The following is an 18,920-nucleotide window of genomic DNA, read 5'->3' as shown; positions in this document are numbered from 1 at the left end:
TTACCAAACGGAAAATCTCTCTTTCCAAATTCTTCCGAAACTTCTCTTGTTCATAATTGCTTTCTTTCATCTTCTTGCTTTTTAGGAGTCAACCTTATTTACAAAAAGACACAGATTGAGCCGGACTGCATGTTTTCAGCGAACTGTCAGCATGCAACCCGGATCAATTATTTTCAGGATTAATAGAGAAAATGGTCTTCACAGAAATCCATGTAAGGTACATCCAAGTAGATTCCAGCTTGTTTCACATAGGAAATCAAGTGCCGGAACAGCGGATCGAGATTCAGTAAATACGGATTTCCGACAAGAAACAGTTGTTCACGGGCCCGAGTCAGGGCAACATTCAGTTTACGGTCAATCCGATCTCCATCTTCTTCAAAGACATTTCCGGTCAGAAAATCCAGCTGATAGCGTTTCTGAATCGTGAATCCGTAAATGATAACTTCCCGTTCGCTTCCCTGATACCGTTCAACGGTATCGATCGTGATGTCATGCAGTTCTTTTAATCCCAGGCGATCCAGCTCATGACGGATCATGGCAATCTGATTCCGGTAAGGAACAATGACACCGATACTCTTTTCCAACGAAAACGGGCGACCGTTCTTCTGATATAAATGCCAGACGGCTTCTACCATCTTGGCAATCATACAGGCTTCCGGAAGATTTGTTTTCACCGACTGAGTCAAAGGTGGTTGCGGAGAGACTACAAAGCCGATCCGTTGCGTGGCCATCAGTTTTTCCAAACCGGAGGGCTGATATTCATGCCAGGACAACGGTTGCTGCTGATGCAGAAGAGGTACCGGACGAAGCCGCATCTGGTAAAAGGCCTCATTGGGAAACGAAGAAATGGCTGGATGCATTCGTCCCTGTTTTTCCAGACAAAACGACAAACCGTTTTCTTCCTGCTGATACTTCAACAGCCGTTCAAACAGAGATAGGCGGCAATTGGTTAATCCGATTTCCTGTAGCAAAGGATCTGTCACCGCCGAATCGGTTTCCGACTGCAACACAACTGCCGGCAATTGCTTATGATCGCCAATCAACACAAAACGGTCGATGGCATTTTCGTCGCCATGCTTCGCACTCAACAAAGCCAACAGATGCGGTTCCAGGATTTGCGAAGCCTCATCTACAATGGCCAAAGCAAACTTCTTCAGAGTAAAGATGGAGACATTGGAACTGAGATTGGTAGTCGTTCCCACAAAAACACGTGTAGACTGGATCTTCTTCCTTATTTCCTGAATATTCTGGCATGTTTCCATCTGCCGTTCCAGCAGATAAGGTTTGTAGGCATCATCACAAGAAAGACTCATACCCATGCGGATGAAATCAATCTTTTCCTTCACCAGCTTACTGCAAATCTCATCGACCGCCCGGTTGGTATAAGAGACCAAGAGAACGGAAGTATCCGATTCACATAAAGCTTCTTTCAGGATATTGACCAGACCAAAAGAAGTCTTTCCGGTTCCCGGAGGACCAATCAACAGAAAATAATCCCGAGCTTGCTTGGCTTTTAATACCAGCTCGTTGAACTCCGGACATTCACCGTTCATGCTGTAATCGCCTATCAAACGGACAGAGCGATTGATCACTGGTTTGCGTTGCCCCAACAACAACGACCGACGGTCGGCATTGGCCACTAAAAAAGCATACAGCGCCCGGAAAAGAAAACCAAATGAAGACTCCAGGAAGTCGTGTTCCACCGCCCAACGATCGTCTGCCGGCTTGTCGAACACCGCCTGATTACGCTGCAAGGCCCGCAGACGCAATACCAGATGATCCGAATAGATGGCTTCAACCTGGCAGCGATGAACGATGGTTTTGCGGGCATCCGGTTCTTTGTCTTTTGGGTAAGCATACAGAATCACGACATCTCCCGTCCGAAAGTTCGGTAGGAAGTTATTTTCCTGCTCCGGAATACGCAAAGTAATCCGGTCGATTCCTTCGGCCGCTTTATGACTGTTCTCCAACGAAATGATTTCCAAGTCGCAGAAAATATCCCCGGTTTGTTTCTTCTCCTCCAGAGAATTATTCCAAACGGTAGCGAAACCGCTTCCCTCTTTTTCCGCCGTTCCCACTTTCGACAGGATATGTTCCTTCTCGATAAAGGTAAAGAAACGGTAAAAGTAGGCTCGCTCCAAATCAGATGCCTGCTGGATAGGTTCCAGCAAACTGGCCAATTGCGGCTGCTGGTAACGTTTCCAGAGCGGATTATCAATCTGCCTTACATTCAAATCCTCCGGAGTCAGTCCGTCGAAAAGCGTAGCCGCTCCTCCTTCACTGCACAGCAAATCCTGCTTGACCATCCGATTCCGCACTTCAATGGCTTGAAACAACAGTTCAGGAGCCGGACCTTCTTTCATCAGTCCATCCTCATACTTAGAATACAAGAGGAAACTGGAGATTTCATCATTCCGCAGGTTATAATTATAATGTAGAAGGGCCAGATATAAAAGCATCTGCACATAGTGTTTCTCTACATGCCGGCTCGTTCCGTATTCCCGTTTACCGGACTTCTGCTCCATCAATACCCGCATATCTTCCTGCAATAAGTCCATACGTCCTTGCAATCCCAACATTTCGCAGAAAAAAGAAGGTTCGAGGATGATCCGGTCAAGATGCAAATCACAGACCTGATTGAACTGTTCATGAATCATATCCTCCAGAATCTCATGTTGCTTTCGAGCATCGGTATGGAAAGAAGGATCCATATCCGGACATGTTACCAGCTTCAGGGCGTTCTCGCGAAAGAAACGCTTCACACTGTCGGCATATGGAACCGGCGTATCGGGATTCTTTTCATTCACCACTTCATCCAACAACTGACTGGCAAAGTTTCCCAAGAGAATCGCCCGGCTGTTAGCTGCCGGTTTGATTTTATTCAGCAGATAAGTCAACGGTGTACATCCATAAGCCTCAAAACAATTGGCGATAGCTGATACATCGATCAGATAATCCGGTTCAAAGATCATCAGCTCTGCCAGATAAATATCGTCCTGTACCCGATAAGGATGAATCAAGTTCAATTGCGCACCTTTCATCAGTAAGTCTTGCAGATAACTCCAGTCGCCAAAATAATTGGTCTGCCGGTAACGTATCTGTATAAACTCAGTCTCTTCGGCTTCCGTCTTTCCATAAATATATTCATCGTCCCACGAATCGACCAATACGCGCAAATAAGTACCCAACGGAGACGCAGATTTAACGGCATAGCGATAAGTATCAGGCAGACAAGCAGCCAATTCTTCCGGAATCTTTTCCTGATATAAACGGGAAACAAACTCCGATAAGGCTTTCATATCTTGCAGAAACGTTTTCTCCAGTACGGCTTCGTTGGCATCATGCAAGGAACGGCAACGGGCACGCAAGGCATTGATCCGCTTATAGTCCGCTTCCTCATAGCCCAATTCCTTACACAGATAATCCATCCGGGCAAACGGACCGGAGAAATCGAACGAACAGTCGCGTGTCTTTTCTTTCAGTATTTCCAGGAAAATCCGATACAGCTCGGCATATTTCGCCCGGATATCCAGCGCTTCCAGCCGACACAGTTCCAGTAAATCCGAATAGAAAGCATTATTCCACATAGATCATCTTTTTGGTCATTCCACCATCGATCACGATGTTTTCGCCGTTGATAAAGTCATTTCCGTCCTGACACAGGAAGACACACATCCGGGCAATATCTTCCGGCCGCCCGACTCTTCCTGAAGGATGTTGCAGATGATCCTGACTTGCCAGTTGGTCATAATCATGTGTCGCAATCCAACCGGGAGCAATCGAATTGACAGTAATATGCCATTCCGCCAGAGAAACAGTCAACGCATGCGTCAAGGAATAAATACCTCCTTTCGAAGCCGAATATCCTTCGGTGCCGGCCTCACTCATCAGGTAACGAGTTGAACAAAGATTGATGATACGCCCGTAAGGATTTGGGAATGTCTGTTGCTTCCGGTGCAACGCCAGATAACGGGAAGCCACGAAGACCGGACGCAGATTGATCGACAAAATCCGATCGAATTCCTCCACCGTTGTTTCTGTCAGAGGAGAAAACTCACTGATTCCGGCATTATTGATCAAGACATCCACATCGCCCCAACGGTCAAACAGTTGCTGCAGACAAGATTCCAAAGCCTCTTTATCACTGACATCCGCCGGAAAGAAAAGCGCACCGGTTTCCTTCGACGTTTCTTTTCCCTGCTCCGCATCGCGATCGCAAAACGCCACCCGGTAACCTTCGTTACTAAAAGCCTTCACAATAGCTTTACCAATACCCGAAGCTCCGCCCGTTACAAACACCCGGCGCTTATGTCCGGCACGATTACTTACCGGTTTCTTCGGCATCGCCTTGCGAGCTTCCAACTCTTCCATTTTCCTTTCAATATAATTATCTGCCATCTTTTTCTTGATTTAAACGGATGCAAGGTACGAATAATTTATGAGAAGTACCCGACAGCAGACGAAGGAAGCATTTCGTCTCTTCTCGTTAACGCTGTAAGTCTTTTTTGGAAGCATCGATTTCTTCCAATAGTTTTTGCTTTGGAAAAATATGTATCTTTAGACTTCCAAAAAGCAACAGACATGAAACTGATTCATACCAGCGACTGGCATTTGGGCCATACCTTATATAATTACGACCGGACAGAAGAGCAACAAGCATTCCTCCAACAATTGGCGGAAATCGTGGAGCGCGAACAGCCGGATGCTCTTCTTGTAAGTGGAGATGTTTACCATTATTCATCGCCTTCGGCTTCCGTACAGAAGATGTACACCGAAGCCATGTTGGAAATTCACCGGCGATATCCTTCAATGACTATCGTCGTAACGGCAGGCAACCACGACAGTAGTTCCAAGCTCGAAATCACCCAAAGTTTATGGGAGAGTTTCGGTTTGCACGTAGTAGGTTCCATCAGGCGAGAAGAAGAAACGATTCAATGGTCGCGGCACATCATCGAAGTGACCGGGAAAGACGGTCGGCCAGTCGGCTACGTACTCCCGGTACCTCACGTTTATCCGCAGAACTTTCCGAGTCCTGATCCGGAGATGAAACGGGAAGAACGGATGCCGTACTTCTTCCAGACCTTATTGGACGAGACAAGACGAATCAACACCGCAGATCTGCCAGTCGTACTGATGGCACATCTGGCTGTTACCGGTTCCGATACGACCGGACATACCGATCTCATCGGCGGGATGGATTACTTTCCCCTGGACCAGTTGGGAACAGGTTACGATTATCTCGCCTTAGGCCACATTCATTGCCCACAAACCCTGAAAGGAAGCGACGGACGTGCCCGTTATTGTGGTACGCCCTATCCGGTAAGTTTTGATGAAACGTATCCACATTCGGTTTCGCTGGTAACCGTTGAACCTGGGAAACAACCCGAAATCCAAGACATTCGGATCGAGAATCCGTGGCCATGCCTTACTTTACCCCCAGAACCGCTCCCGTTTGAAGAAGCCTTGCAGCAGCTGAAAGACTTCCCCGACGACAAACGGGCTTATATCCGTCTCAATGTCCTGGCTGAAAATTATCTGTCGCCCGACTGTCAGGAACGTGCTTCCGAAGCAACTCGCGGAAAGACGTGCCGGTATTGCTACATCAAGCTCAACCGCCTGCAGAAAGAAAGCAACGAGGAGCAGCCTCACCTCAGTATCCAGGAACTCAAACAGCAATCACCTTTGGAAATTGCTCGCCGCTATTATCAGGAGACAACCGGCGAAAGCATGGACGACGAACTGAGCCTTCTATTGCAGGAAGCCATGAATCAGATTCACTCATCAGCAAACGAATAGACTATGAAGCTACAACAACTCATCATAAAGAATCTGGCTTCGATTGAAGAAGCTACTATTGATTTTGAGCAAGGCCCACTGGCTGAAGAATCCATCTTCCTGATCTGCGGAGAAACAGGAGCCGGAAAGAGTACCATTCTTGATGCCATTTGTCTGGCTCTTTATAACGATACACCCCGAATGCAACGATCGCCGAAAGAAAAATACATGGACCTGGCTCGCTCATTCTCCGACAAGAAAGAAGAAATCAACATCGATGATGTCCGTCAGCTGATGCGTCGTAACACAGCCGAAGCATGGGTAGAACTTTCTTTTATCGGGAGCAACGAGATTCCCTACCTGGCTCGCTGGTATGTTGCCAAGGCACGAAAGAAAGTGGATGGCAACATTCAGAAAGTTGCCTGGACACTTACCAACCGGAAAACAGGCGAAGAGCTGAAGAAAGTAAAGGAAGTAGAAGACGAAATCCAGCGGTGTATCGGTTTGAACTTCGAACAATTCTGCCGGACAACCTTATTGGCACAAGGTGAATTTACCCGTTTCCTCCAAAGCCGTGAAGCAGATAAGTCTGAAATCCTGGAGAAACTCACCGGGACGGATATTTATTCCCGTATCGGAATGAAAATCTATGACATTACCAAACAGAAGAAAGAAGCTTATGATCTGCAACACCAACGGATCGCCGCGACACACCTGCTCAGTGAAGAAGAAAAAGCAACTCTCCTCACTTCGTTGGAACAACTGAAACAAGACAGCCGGCAACAGGAAGCCATCGCCAAAGAGCTAAACCGGAAACATGAATGGCTCCGACAAGAATTGGAGTATCATAAAACCCGGCAGGAACATCAAATCCAGCTGGAAGCTATCGAATCCCGAATCCATTCAGATGAATATCGGGAACAAAGCCGTCTTATCCAAGAATGGGATGTAACGACGGATGCCCGAAAACTTCTCAAAGAGAACAAAGAGAGACAAGAAGAAATCACCCGGCAAATGCAGGAAGAACAGCAATATCTCCAGCAGTTCATCCGTCTTTCCGAAGGGATGTTACAGGAAGAGGAAAAGATTCGCGCCTGGCAACAGGAAGAAAATACAATCCGGCAATATCTGGTATCGCAACAGCCTTTCGCCGACATGTTTGCCCAAAGTCAGACTATCCTGACGCATTTGCAGAACATTCTCAACACACAATCCCACGAGAAAGAACGGAAAGTGCAGTTGGAACAGGAAAAAACTCGCTTGCCCCAACTGGAAGAAGCCTATACCCGACAAGCCGACCTGCTGAAATCGGAAAGAGAAAAAGGAGAACAACTGGATGCGCTTCTCCAACAAATGAACCAGCAATACCAAGAGATGAATATGCCTGCCCGGCAAGCCGAATCCAAGCGATTGTCGGAACAGGAAATACAACTCACGAAAACGGTTCATGCCTTACAGGCGTTCTCTGCAGCCCAACAAGTCCTGCAAGAAGCACAAAAAGCCGAACAGGAAACAGCTGTCAAATTAGAAGGAGCGAAACAACAGCATCGTCTCTTGAAAGAAAAAGAAACATCTTGCCAAAAGGTCTTTGACGAAGCAGAGAAGCTATGCGAGAAACAAAAGGAATGTACCGAACAATGGGCGGCAGAAGCCCGCTCCCGCTTGCAGCCCGGCGATATCTGTCCGGTGTGTGGTCAACGAATTACGGAATTACCGTCCGATGAAAACTTCCGCTCTCTATTAGAACCTGTTCACCAACACCTGCTGGAGAAGAAAAAACAACTGGAAGAAGTTATGGCAGAAATCGCACAGAATACGGCTTATGGGAAAAGTCTTGCCGCTTTGTTCCAGCAGAACCAACGGCAAACAACCTTGGCCCAAAAGAACTTTCAGCAAGCTCAATCGGAAGCCATACAGCAGAGCAAGCTGGCCGGATATGAAGAAATCTCTTCAAATATCTTAGCAGAAATCCCGGTTAGACAAGACGAGATCCATCGCAAGCAAGACGACGTCAATCGGCAGATCAAGCAGGCACAAACTTTGCTTGAAGCCATTTCCAAACAACAAAAGCTGAAGGATCAGCAGCAGAAAGCCATAGAACAATGTCAAAATGCATTGAATCAGGCGGAGAAAAAACGGACCGAACAGATCAACAAGATACAGACTTTACAGGAACTGATCCGAAACGATCAGGAAAGTGCGGCCCGTTCTTTGCAGACAGCCCGGGAACAAATCAGCTGGCCTGAGTGGAAAACAGATTGGCATGCTTCTCCTGACGATTTCATGCTCCGGCTGAAACAAGAAGCTTCTGTTTATACCCAACAACAAAAAAGAGAGGAAGTTCTCGTCAATCAACGCAACTTAGCTCAACAGGCATTGGATGAAATGAAAAGCCTACAGCAACAAATTCGGGATGAATATCCCCAATGGAAAATTGGAACGCTTCATACGCAACCTGTACAAGTATTAACTAAAGACTGGAGTCAGCTCTTTGCGCATGTCAAAGCCTTGCATCAGTCGCAATATCATACCCGTGAGTTACAGGAAAAAGGTACTCAAGCTTTGCTGGACTTTTTACATCAACATCCAGAATTTACCCAGGAAAAGCTGGAACAACTAACAGCCTTTCTGCCGGAACAAATCCAAAGCTGGCGGGAAGAGCAACAGAAACAGAATGAATCCCGTGTAGCTGTCCGCGCCAAACTGGAACTGGTGCTCCAGCAAATCAAGCAACATCAAGACAGCAAACCGGAACTGGAAGAAGAGGTTTCTCTGGAAAGACTGAAAGAACAATACGAGGAACGGAACCGGATTATCCAAGATTTCAACCAGCAAATCGGACAAAAACAGAACCTATTGGATGAGAACCGTAAAAACGAAGAACAGCTACAGGGAGAAAAAGCAATCAAAGAGAAACTGAAACTCGACTACCAAAAGTGGGAACGACTACGTTTCTACTTCGGAGACCAGCAAGGAAAAACATTCCGGAACATTGCCCAAAGTTTCGTCTTAAAGGAATTGTTACATGGAGCCAACTATTATCTGAAACGACTGACCGACCGTTACGAACTGGAATGTCAGGCCGGTTCACTGACAATTCTGCTCCGTGACTTTTATCAGGGAGGAACAGCCCGTCCGGCAAGTACACTTTCCGGAGGCGAAAGTTTCCTGGTCTCGCTGGCATTAGCCTTGGGGTTATCCTCGATCAGTCAGCAAAGTCTTTCGGTTAATACACTTTTCATTGACGAAGGATTTGGAACCCTTAGCGAAGGATACTTGCAGACCGTCATGGATACATTGGAAAAACTGCATCAGCTAGGTGGTAAGAAAGTAGGAATCATCAGTCACGTTTCCGGATTACGCGAACGAATCAAGGCCCAGATACAAGTCCGCCGCATAGATAATTCCCGGAGTGAAATTGTCACTCTGCTGGATGAATAATTTCTATTCATAAGATCTCTTCTCGAAACTCACGAGAATCAAAATGGATTCTCGAGGAAGTCAAAAACGATTCTCGTGAGTTTTGTCACCCGGATCAAAAACAGTTTCGTACCTTTGTCGTCAATTTCAATACAACTGAATATGGCAAATGTATATGAAGAAAGATTAGGAACCGACCGGATGCTGCCATTGATATTCCGGATGGCTTTACCAGCCATCGCCGCTCAGTTAGTCAATCTGTTATATAGTATTGTAGACCGGATTTACATCGGTCATATACCTGAAATCGGCACTCAAGCATTGGCTGGAGTTGGAGTAACAAGTTCCATCATCATTCTAATCTCTTCTTTCTCGGCAATTGTAGGGGCTGGCGGATCTCCTTTGGCAGCCATCGCATTAGGACAAGGCGACCGGGTTCGCGCCGGGAAGATCCTCGGAAACGGATTCATTCTGCTTATTATTTTTACGCTAATTACCTCACTGACGACATACCTGTTCATGCGTCCCTTACTGTTCCTGACCGGAGCTTCAGAACAAACGATCGGATATGCAGTCGATTACCTTTCTGTTTACCTACTCGGTACACTCTTTGTAGAACTCTCGGTAGGCTTGAATACATTTATCAATACACAAGGCCGACCAGCCATAGCCATGTGTTCCGTTCTGATTGGGGCAATCCTGAATATTCTGCTGGATCCGCTGTTTATTTTCGCTTTCGGACTTGGAGTAAAAGGAGCAGCTCTGGCTACCATTCTTTCACAAGCCTGCAGTGCTGCCTGGGTGATTTCTTTCCTGACCTCTCATCGCGCTTCTCTCAAACTGGAAAGACGCCACATGAAGTTACAGAAAGAAATTGTCTTGTCTATTCTGGCATTGGGCATCTCTCCTTTCATTATGGCCAGCACAGAAAGCTTGGTTGGATTCGTATTAAACGGCAGTCTCAAATACTTCGGAGATATTTACGTCAGCGCACTGGCTATTATGCAAAGTGCCATGTTAATCGTAAGTGTTCCACTGACAGGATTTGCCCAAGGTTTTGTGCCCATAGTCAGTTACAATTACGGACACCTCTATAAGGAAAGAGTAAAATCTTGTTTCAAGATTGTCTTAATATTCATGTTCTCATTCAATCTGATTTTGATTCTTGCCATGATTCTCTTTCCGGAGATTCTGGCAACGGCCTTTACCAACGATCCGCAACTGATTGTTGTTGTTGAGCAATTTATGCCGATCTTCCTAGCTGGAATGACAATCTTTGGCCTGCAACGAGCTTGCCAGAACATGTTCGTTGCCTTAGGGCAAGCCAAAGTGTCCGTTTTTATCGCCCTACTCCGCAAGGTATTTTTACTTATACCTTTAGCATTAATTCTCCCCCATTTCATGGGAGTGACCGGAGTCTTTGCCGCCGAAGCCTTTTCGGATGCAACAGCGGCTATCTGCTGTACACTGATTTTCTCTGTACAATTTCCGAAGATTCTAAAAAGGATGAAAGAGAATCTAAGCGAAGCCCAATAAATTCATTCATCATTATATAATTCACATCATCATGCAACATAAAAAAGAATTGACCTGTGTTGACTGTGGAACACAGAATTGTAAATACAAAGACCGGACTTATCCGGATTTCTGTCTTACCACTAACTTAAAGGAAGAAGATCTGCAATGGGCTCTGGAACGCTATGAAGAAGAAAGGAATCATGAAATCATGGTAGCCAGTGCCGAAGTAGAATACGAAGGATACGGTAAATGGACACGCGTACAAGAAATCATGGAGTTTGCCCGAAAGATACAGGCTCATAAAATAGGTATTGCCAATTGTATCGGACTGATCCACGAGGCTCGTATTTTTGCCCGCATCCTTCGGGCTAACGGATTCGAAGTGTATTCTGTTATTTGTAAGGTAGCCGGGAAAACCAAATCATCTATCGGCATTCCAAAATCCTGTGAATCGATTGGGGCAGCCATGTGTAACCCGATTCTTCAGGCACGACTGCTGAATGAAGCCCAAACGGACCTGAATGTAATAATCGGCTTATGTGTCGGACACGACAGTTTATTCTACAAATATTCTGAGGCATATACAACGACGCTGATTACGAAAGACCGTGTCACGGGGAATAATCCGGCAGCTCCTCTCTATACAGCCCATTCGTATTATCGAAAGAAATTCAACCTGGACGAGCCGAAAATAAGTCGCCCGTCAGTGGAGGGCTCGAACGAAAATTTGCCCAAATAAAGCGGAAAATGTAACTTTGCCATATTTAAAGCGTGTTAGAGAAGAAAAGATGAAAGTTTGTATTGCCGAAAAGCCGAGTGTGGCTCGTGAAATAGCCGAGGTATTAGGGGCTACGGAAAAGAAGAATGGATACATCGAAGGGAACGGATATCAGGTAACCTGGACATTCGGTCATTTGTGTACCCTCAAGGAACCACACGATTATACACCCGACTGGAAACGGTGGTCACTGTCTTCTCTGCCGATGGTTCCACCACGTTTCGGTATCAAACTAATCAGTAATCCAACCTACGAACAACAGTTTAAGATCATTGAAGGTCTGATGCAAAAGGCTGAAATGATCATCAACTGCGGAGATGCCGGGCAAGAAGGAGAATTGATCCAACGCTGGGTAATGCAAAAAGCCGGAGCCAAATGTCCGGTTTACCGTTTATGGATTTCTTCACTGACAGAAGAAGCCATCCGCGAAGGTTTCCAGAAGCTGAAGGAACAAGCCGAGTTTAACCGGCTGTATGAAGCAGGATTGTCACGGGCTATTGGCGACTGGCTGTTAGGAATGAATGCTACCCGTCTTTATACATTACGCTACGGACAAAACAAACAGGTACTTTCTATCGGGCGTGTTCAAACACCAACGCTGGCACTCATCGTCAACCGCCAGGAAGAAATAGAGAATTTCAAACCGGAGCCTTATTGGGAGCTGAAGACAGTCTATCGGGACGTAACATTCTCGGCTACCAAGGGGAAATTCACACAAAAAGAAGAAGGTGAGAAATTCCTTGAAACCGTACGGACATCCGACTTTACCGTAACGGACGTTTCTACGAAAAAAGGGAAAGAATATGCTCCACGCCTCTTCGACCTGACTTCGCTTCAGGTGGAATGTAACAAGAAGTATGCTTTCACGGCAGACGATACATTAAAGCTTATCCAATCGCTCTACGAAAAGAAAGTTACAACCTACCCTCGTGTAGATACCACCTTCTTAAGTGATGACATTTATCCGAAGGTGCCTAATACTTTGAATGGTTTAGTGGATTACGGCGAACTGGTGGCTCCGTTGAAAGGAATCAAGTTTCCGAAAAGCAAACGAGTTTTTGATAATTCCAAGGTAACCGATCACCACGCCATTATTCCGACAGGTGTTCCGGCACGGAATTTATCAGACAACGAGCGGAAGGTATATGACTTAGTGGCACGACGTTTCATTGCGGCTTTCTATCCCGACTGTGAGATCTCCACAACAACTGTCTTGGGAAAAGTAGAAAAAGTAGAATTCAAAGTCACCGGAAAACAAATCCTGAAACCGGGCTGGCGTGTCGTTTTCGGAGCAGATCAGAAAGATCCGGATGCCGATCCGAATCAACAGGATGAAGAGAAAGTTTTACCGGACTTTGTGATCGGAGAAAGTGGCCCGCATCAACCCCTGCTGAAAGAAACGTGGACTACACCACCCAAGCCTTATACGGAAGCGACACTCCTTCGGGCTATGGAAACAGCAGGTAAGTTAGTGGATAACGACGAACTACGCGATGCTTTGAAAGAGAATGGAATTGGTCGTCCTTCTACTCGTGCAGCCATTATCGAAACCCTGTTCAAACGAAATTATATTCGTAAAGAACGCAAGAGTCTGTTCCCAACAGCCACGGGAACGGAGTTGATTCATGTAATTCAAGAAGAACTACTGAAAAGTGCAGAACTAACCGGTTTATGGGAGAAGAAGCTACGGCAGATTGAGAAGGGCTCGTATGAAGCACGTACCTTTTTAGAAGAATTAAAACAGATGGTCAACCAAATCGTCATCAATGTTCTCTCTGATCAAAGCGGACGTAGCATTACCATCGAACAAAAGAAGGCAGAAGAAGAAAAGCCGAAAAAGAGCAAAGCCGCTTCTGCATCCAAGGAAGCCGGAGAAAAGAAACCTCGCAAACCGCGTAAAAAAGCTGTTCCAGCTCCTGCTGTCTGCCCTATTTGTCATAAAGGTACGTTACTTCGGGGGAAAACTGCCTATGGTTGTTCCGAGTATAAAAACGGTTGTACGTTTCGTCTCGACTACGCTACCTACGGGGCCGATCTGACAGATGAACAATTGGCACAGATTGCCAATGATATCTCAAATCAATAAATTATTTACAACCATACTCTTTCAACAACTAAAAACAAGGAATAACATTCCATCAAGATACAAAAAAGGATGAACAACAAAATTGCTCATCCTTTTTTCATTAAGTTCTATTTCCTATTATTTGATCATATCAAATCCTGTATAAGGAACCAGCGCCTTCGGAATACGGATACCTTCTTCCGTCTGGTTATTTTCCAATAAGGCAGCCACAATACGCGGTAATGCCAAAGCACTACCATTCAACGTATGGCACAACTGGATCTTTTTATCAGCATCACGGTAACGACATTTCAAGCGATTAGCCTGGTAAGTATCGAAATTGGAAACTGAGCTGACTTCCAACCAACGTTTCTGGGCTTCTGAATATACCTCAAAGTCATAACAGATAGCAGCTGTAAAGCTGATATCACCACCACACAGACGTAAAATACGATACGGAAGTTCCAGTTTCTGCAACAGACCTTCTACATGATCTAACATTTCCTGATGTGACTGTTTTGAATGTTCCGGTTTGTCAATACGAACTAACTCTACCTTTGAGAATTCGTGCAAACGATTCAAACCGCGTACATCCTTACCATACGAACCTGCTTCACGACGGAAACACTGTGTATAGGCACAATTCTTGATCGGCAACTGCTTTTCATCCAGGATAACATCCCGATAAATATTGGTAACCGGAACTTCAGCTGTCGGGATCAGATACAAATCATCCAGATTACAATGATACATCTGTCCTTCTTTATCCGGCAACTGACCTGTACCATAACCAGAAGCAGCATTCACAACCGTCGGCGGCATTACTTCAATATATCCTGCCTTACGAGCTTCATCCAAGAAGAAGTTGATCAGAGCGCGTTGCAACTGAGCACCTTGACCAACATATACCGGGAAACCTGCACCGGTGATCTTTACACCCAGATCAAAATCAATCAGATTGTATTTCTTTGCTAATTCCCAATGTGGCTGTGCATCTTTAGGAAGCTCAGTCTCCATACCTCCCATCTTAACGACAACATTATCTTCTGCACCGTTGCCTTCAGGAACTTCATCATAAGGGATATTCGGAATTGTATAAAGCACATTCTGCATTTCTTCTGCAGCCTGATCCATTTCAGCCTGCAACGCTTTATTTCCTTCTTTAATATCTGATACTTTCTTTTTTGCAGCTTCAGCCTCTTCCTTCTTTCCTTCCTTCATCAATCCACCAATCGATTTCGAAAGTTGATTGACCTCAGCTAAGTTTTTATCTAATTGGTTCTGCGCACTTTTTCTCTTTTCATTCAGTTCGAGTACTTGTGCAATCGTCTCTTTCGCATTTTTGAAATGCTTCTTTTCCAAACCGGCAATCACCCGCTCGGTTTGCTCTGTAATCATTTTTAGAGTCAACATATCCTGTCTCTGTTTATCGTTACTTTTTTACTGGGTGCAAAGGTACATTTTAAAGCAGAATATAACAACGTTTTTTCTAATTTATCATTCTATCTCTTCACTTTACCCGGCCACCACACATCCAAGTACGCATATAATAAGGTTCACTCAGATTACTTACCATCACTCCTTTTGACGTACTCGTATGAATAAATTTGCCATTCTTCAGATAAATACCTACATGATTCGGCCTTTTCTTCCGGCCTCTTCCTGTATAGAAAAATACCAAATCGCCCTCTTTTAATTTTCCTCGACTGACTTTCTTACAATCCTTTTTCAGCATATCAGCCGACGAACGTGACAGACGTTTATGATAAACTTCCCGATACATAATGGCTACAAACCCGGAACAATCTACTCCTTTCTTTGTTTGCCCTCCCATACGATGTGGAACACCAAGCCAACGTGCCCCTTCATTGTATAAAAAGATATTATCATATTCCGTTATCTTCACCCCATAAATACGCCCTAATTCTTTAGGACCTTTAAAGTCTGCCGGTAAAGAAACCTGCTTCATTTTCCGACTTCCACAAGAAGACAACAGCAATAATCCTAAAATCCAAGCCCAACAGGCTGCAATAAAGTTTCTACGAGTCATTCCTTTTATCATAGATTCATTCACCATAGTCTAAATATCCATCAATCAGCAAACAAAAATAGGGATTATATCTAAATATTACACCTTCATACCGGCCTTATGATGGCATATATCGAGAAAAAGAATACAAGGCTATATGGCCGACAATGCCGAAAGCACCAAAAAGAAATCTTTCTTCGACAGATGTTTTTTCAGAAACTTCAACGTCAGATGCAAATGGCTTTCTACAGTCCGGACGGGCATATCCAACTGTTCCGCTATTTCTTTCGTTTTTTTCCCACTCAAATAAGCCAAGAAAAAGACTTCTCTACGCTGCTGGGGAATTTCTTTCAGTAATTCATACAACTGCTGATAAAAATCCTTGGCATACAATTCTTCCCAGGCTTCATCGTCGTTTTGTAGGAATGCGGCCTGTTCAGTCAGGTACTCCTCATATACTTCCATATCACAAGAATCATAGGAAGCATATTTCCGGAAATAATCTACGCAACGGGAATAAATACCTTGAAACAGATACGAATGGAAACTTGCACCCATAATCAAATCCTCCCGATGTTCCCAGACATAGAGAAACAGATCCTGCACCAAATCTTCAGCTACCGAATCATCCACCATCGTGGCGGCATAAGCTTTCAGGCGAGGATAATAATAACGAAACAGCGACTGAAAAGCACTGCGGTCGCTCTTCTTTAAATCGGATAATATTTGTTTTTCTATTAACATCTGCCGCACAAAATTAAGGAAATAAAAGATAAACCGTACTTTTCTGATGAAAAACACACCTCCTATTTTGAATTTAACGGCTTTATCGCTTCTTTTGTAACCGAAAACATTCAATTCTTTTACACATGAAAAAGTTATTTTTATGCTGTACTGCATTTTTATCATTATGGGTACAGCCTTTCTTCGCTCAGAAAGCCGTCGTTGATAAAATCATTGAAATCGGGCACCAGGATAATCAGGCCGCACATCAGCTGGATATATTGACTAACCGGTTTGGCGGACGGCCTATCGGTTCGGATGCTTATGAGAATGCCGCTGAATGGATGGTACGAGAATACAAAAAGTGGGGACTTGATGTTCGCTTGGAAGAAGCTGGCGAACTTCCTGTTGGCTTTAACCGGGGTCCGTGGTTTGGGAAATTATTAAGCCACGATCATGGAATGACTCTCCATTTTGCCACTCCTTCTTATACCTCCGGAACTAAGGGAGTACAGCGTGGTCACGTTTTGATGGAACCCCGTACCGATCAGGAATTCGAACGCATCAAACTTAAATTGAAAGGTGCCTGGGTTTTGATTTCAGGGACTAATAACGGTTGGCCGATCGACCGGACTGCCCAGGGTGATTCCATCCGTAATGCCATCAAACAAGAGAATAAGGGTATTGACCAGAAGAATGCAGAGTTGAGAAAACGCAACTGGGAGAAAGGCGAAAACAACGAGATGCTTCCCTATAAGGAATTCCCGGCTCTTTATTACCATGAAATGATCGAAGCGGGAGTCTTGGGTTTCATCCAATCATCCGAAGTACCCATTCGTGCGCTTTATGACCGGAAGATGATTGACAGCATGACGTTTGATAACCTGCCGGAAGTACCCGATATCAAACTCGACCGGCATCAGTTCGATATCATCGCCCAGATGGTAAAAGAACGGCGGGAAGACTTCCTGCTGGAGTTCGACATCCGCAACCACTTCAAACTCGGACCGATTAAATACCACAATGTAGTGGCTTCGATCCGTGGAAGCAAGTATCCAGACGAACAGGTCGTTGTCTGCGGACACTTGGATGCCTATGATGTTGGTACAGGTGGCGTTGATTGCGGTACGGGTATTGCTCCGATGATGGAAGCGGCCCGCATGTTGGCCTTGTCGGGAGCGAAGCCCAAGAGGACAATCGTTTTCATTGCCTTTGCCGGAGAGGAGTTCGGTTTGTTGGGTTCGAAAGCTTATTGTGAGAAGCATCAGCAGGAATTGCCGAAGATTGTGAATGTGTTCAATCGTGATGGCGGACCGGAACCTCCGGTGGGAATTGCTGTCTCGCAGGCCATGTATGATGATTTCGTAGAGATCACGAAGCCCATCCAAAAGGTACGGGCGGATATCCCGTTTGAAGTGACCGTGCGACCGCCTCGCAAGCGACCGAAGGTTGCAGGTGGTACTGATTCGGAAGTATTTGCTACCTATGGTGTTCCTACCTACGGATTTACTACCAAGGATGTCAAAGGGTATAATTTCAACTATGGGGAAATCTGGCATACCGAACGGGATTTGTTTACCAAGAATATCCCGGAATATCTGGAGCATACGGCAACGGTCACCACGATCACTGTCTTAGGTGTAGCTAATCTCGACAAGCCCTTGCCTCGGGAAGGAGTCTACGAAGAGAATTGACAATTGACAATTGACAATTGACAATTACGACACAATATTAGGCACGGATTACGCGGATTTCACGGATAATATTTATTTAAAACCGTGTTAATCTGTGCAATCCGTTCCTTTTTATAATTGTCAATTGTCAATTATCAATTGTCAATTCAATGGAGACGGAGTTTGTACGTCGTCTGTCCTACCCGCACGATGTAGATGCCGGGTTGCAGGCCGTAGTATTGCTTCAGGCCTATCTGCTCTTCGTTCATCACTACCGCGCCGCTCATGCTGACGATGATGACTTGCTCGCGCTGCGGGGTCTGGACATAGAGACTTCCATCCTTCGTATAGACCTTCACGCCCTCAATAGATTCGATTCCTGTCGGGTCTTCCTTTTTTTCAGCACCCTGGGCCTTGATGTAGATGTGGGTCCAGATATTATTAATAGGATATTCGCCGGGTTGTGTGCCTTCCTTCAATTCGTCCCAAGTACCGTAGTAGCTACGTTTGTAATAGACTTTGAAGTTGTCGAATGTATAGTTGGCTGTGTCTTTTTCGACATAAAGACTGATAGAACCGCCTTCGCGCACCACATTCTTGCTGGTAGTGATTTCCACGCCGTCGCACACGTTTTCTACATAGATGTTGTAATAGCTGATGGGATCTACATAATTGGGATCACGCTGGCCGCACTCCGTACAATAGCCGTTCACATAGTGGTGGCCGGTGACAGGAATACCCTCCGTCTTTGTCTGCTCCACTGCCCATTCCTCAGTGAATGTCGCCATATAGGTCATTTCGCCCATTTCGGTACAGGTGGGGGCTTTAGTTGGTTCGCTTGTCACGGTTGCTGTGGCGGTCTGGCTATGTTCGTCGTTATTTTCGCAAGTCCGTGTTGCCGTGCAAGTCGTGTTGTCTTCGCTCCATGTGTAAACAGGT

General features: G+C 45.3%; 11 protein-coding genes and 1 pseudogene. 6 read left to right on the top strand and 6 right to left on the bottom strand.

Annotated features, from left to right (window positions below; genetic code table 11):
- Positions 1-179: 179 nt before the first annotated feature.
- Together MUN53_RS16590 and MUN53_RS16585 are read right to left on the bottom strand one after the other, a co-directional pair.
- Entirely contained in the window at positions 180-3,587 is a 3,408-nt protein-coding gene (locus MUN53_RS16590; RefSeq protein ID WP_243326527.1) for a DEAD/DEAH box helicase, read from the bottom strand.
- The gene (locus tag MUN53_RS16585) at positions 3,577-4,344 is read right to left on the bottom strand and encodes an SDR family NAD(P)-dependent oxidoreductase (protein ID WP_394803097.1); all 768 of its coding nucleotides are present in this window, start codon (positions 4,342-4,344) and stop codon (positions 3,577-3,579) included. The genes MUN53_RS16590 and MUN53_RS16585 overlap by 11 nt, the downstream gene beginning before the upstream one ends.
- Before the next feature lie 237 nt (positions 4,345-4,581).
- Between MUN53_RS16585 and MUN53_RS16580 the strand changes: the two genes are divergently transcribed.
- The 5 genes from MUN53_RS16580 to MUN53_RS16560 all read left to right on the top strand — a co-directional run bounded on the left by MUN53_RS16580 (position 4,582) and on the right by MUN53_RS16560 (position 13,577).
- The gene (locus MUN53_RS16580) at positions 4,582-5,796 is read left to right on the top strand and encodes an exonuclease SbcCD subunit D (protein WP_243326525.1); all 1,215 of its coding nucleotides are present in this window, start codon (positions 4,582-4,584) and stop codon (positions 5,794-5,796) included.
- Between the two features lie 3 nt (positions 5,797-5,799).
- Positions 5,800-9,216: an AAA family ATPase gene (locus tag MUN53_RS16575; protein ID WP_243326524.1), complete on the top strand. Its 3,417-nt coding sequence runs from the start codon at positions 5,800-5,802 to the stop codon at positions 9,214-9,216.
- 141 nt (positions 9,217-9,357) lie between these two features.
- The gene (locus tag MUN53_RS16570) at positions 9,358-10,731 is read left to right on the top strand and encodes an MATE family efflux transporter (protein ID WP_243326523.1); all 1,374 of its coding nucleotides are present in this window, start codon (positions 9,358-9,360) and stop codon (positions 10,729-10,731) included.
- Positions 10,732-10,762: 31 nt separating this feature from the next.
- Complete coding sequence (locus MUN53_RS16565; protein ID WP_243326522.1) at positions 10,763-11,452, top strand: DUF1847 domain-containing protein; 690 nt, start codon at positions 10,763-10,765, stop codon at positions 11,450-11,452.
- Positions 11,453-11,501: 49 nt separating this feature from the next.
- Complete coding sequence (locus tag MUN53_RS16560) at positions 11,502-13,577, top strand: DNA topoisomerase 3 (RefSeq protein ID WP_243326521.1); 2,076 nt, start codon at positions 11,502-11,504, stop codon at positions 13,575-13,577.
- Positions 13,578-13,694: 117 nt separating this feature from the next.
- Here MUN53_RS16560 and serS read toward each other — a convergent pair whose 3' ends face one another.
- The 3 genes from serS to MUN53_RS16545 form a co-directional block, all read right to left on the bottom strand.
- Positions 13,695-14,969 (bottom strand): serine--tRNA ligase, encoded by a 1,275-nt coding sequence (gene serS, locus MUN53_RS16555; RefSeq protein WP_243326520.1) that lies wholly within the window; start codon positions 14,967-14,969, stop codon positions 13,695-13,697.
- 97 nt (positions 14,970-15,066) lie between these two features.
- Positions 15,067-15,606 (bottom strand): C40 family peptidase, encoded by a 540-nt coding sequence (locus MUN53_RS16550; protein ID WP_243326519.1) that lies wholly within the window; start codon positions 15,604-15,606, stop codon positions 15,067-15,069.
- A 132-nt stretch (positions 15,607-15,738) separates the two neighbouring features.
- Complete coding sequence (locus MUN53_RS16545) at positions 15,739-16,329, bottom strand: RNA polymerase sigma-70 factor (RefSeq protein ID WP_243326518.1); 591 nt, start codon at positions 16,327-16,329, stop codon at positions 15,739-15,741.
- 125 nt (positions 16,330-16,454) lie between these two features.
- Here MUN53_RS16545 and MUN53_RS16540 point away from each other — a divergent pair, with 125 nt between their 5' ends.
- Positions 16,455-18,002: a M20/M25/M40 family metallo-hydrolase gene (locus tag MUN53_RS16540; protein ID WP_243326517.1), complete on the top strand. Its 1,548-nt coding sequence runs from the start codon at positions 16,455-16,457 to the stop codon at positions 18,000-18,002.
- Positions 18,003-18,148: 146 nt separating this feature from the next.
- On the opposite strand, the pseudogene MUN53_RS16535 reads toward MUN53_RS16540, so the two are convergent.
- Positions 18,149-18,920 (bottom strand): annotated as a pseudogene (locus MUN53_RS16535) (hypothetical protein); the annotation flags it as partial.

Origin of the sequence: Parabacteroides faecalis (genome assembly GCF_022809355.1) — a bacterium.
GTDB classification, from domain to species: Bacteria; Bacteroidota; Bacteroidia; order Bacteroidales; family Tannerellaceae; genus Parabacteroides; species Parabacteroides faecalis.
Note: the sequence above shows the minus strand (reverse complement) of the source record. Positions and strands in the feature narration are given on the sequence as shown.

What these genes read in the sequence shown, in the direction of transcription:
- MUN53_RS16590 (WP_243326527.1), bottom strand. Translation starts at nt 3,587, where the DNA reads ATGTGGAATAATGCTTTCTATTCGGATTTACTGGAACTGTGTCGGCTG.
- MUN53_RS16585 (WP_394803097.1), bottom strand. Translation starts at nt 4,344, where the DNA reads ATGCCGAAGAAACCGGTAAGTAATCGTGCCGGACATAAGCGCCGGGTG.
- MUN53_RS16580 (WP_243326525.1), top strand. Translation starts at nt 4,582, where the DNA reads ATGAAACTGATTCATACCAGCGACTGGCATTTGGGCCATACCTTATAT.
- MUN53_RS16575 (WP_243326524.1), top strand. Translation starts at nt 5,800, where the DNA reads ATGAAGCTACAACAACTCATCATAAAGAATCTGGCTTCGATTGAAGAA.
- MUN53_RS16570 (WP_243326523.1), top strand. Translation starts at nt 9,358, where the DNA reads ATGGCAAATGTATATGAAGAAAGATTAGGAACCGACCGGATGCTGCCA.
- MUN53_RS16565 (WP_243326522.1), top strand. Translation starts at nt 10,763, where the DNA reads ATGCAACATAAAAAAGAATTGACCTGTGTTGACTGTGGAACACAGAAT.
- MUN53_RS16560 (WP_243326521.1), top strand. Translation starts at nt 11,502, where the DNA reads ATGAAAGTTTGTATTGCCGAAAAGCCGAGTGTGGCTCGTGAAATAGCC.
- serS (WP_243326520.1), bottom strand. Translation starts at nt 14,969, where the DNA reads ATGTTGACTCTAAAAATGATTACAGAGCAAACCGAGCGGGTGATTGCC.
- MUN53_RS16550 (WP_243326519.1), bottom strand. Translation starts at nt 15,606, where the DNA reads ATGACTCGTAGAAACTTTATTGCAGCCTGTTGGGCTTGGATTTTAGGA.
- MUN53_RS16545 (WP_243326518.1), bottom strand. Translation starts at nt 16,329, where the DNA reads ATGTTAATAGAAAAACAAATATTATCCGATTTAAAGAAGAGCGACCGC.
- MUN53_RS16540 (WP_243326517.1), top strand. Translation starts at nt 16,455, where the DNA reads ATGAAAAAGTTATTTTTATGCTGTACTGCATTTTTATCATTATGGGTA.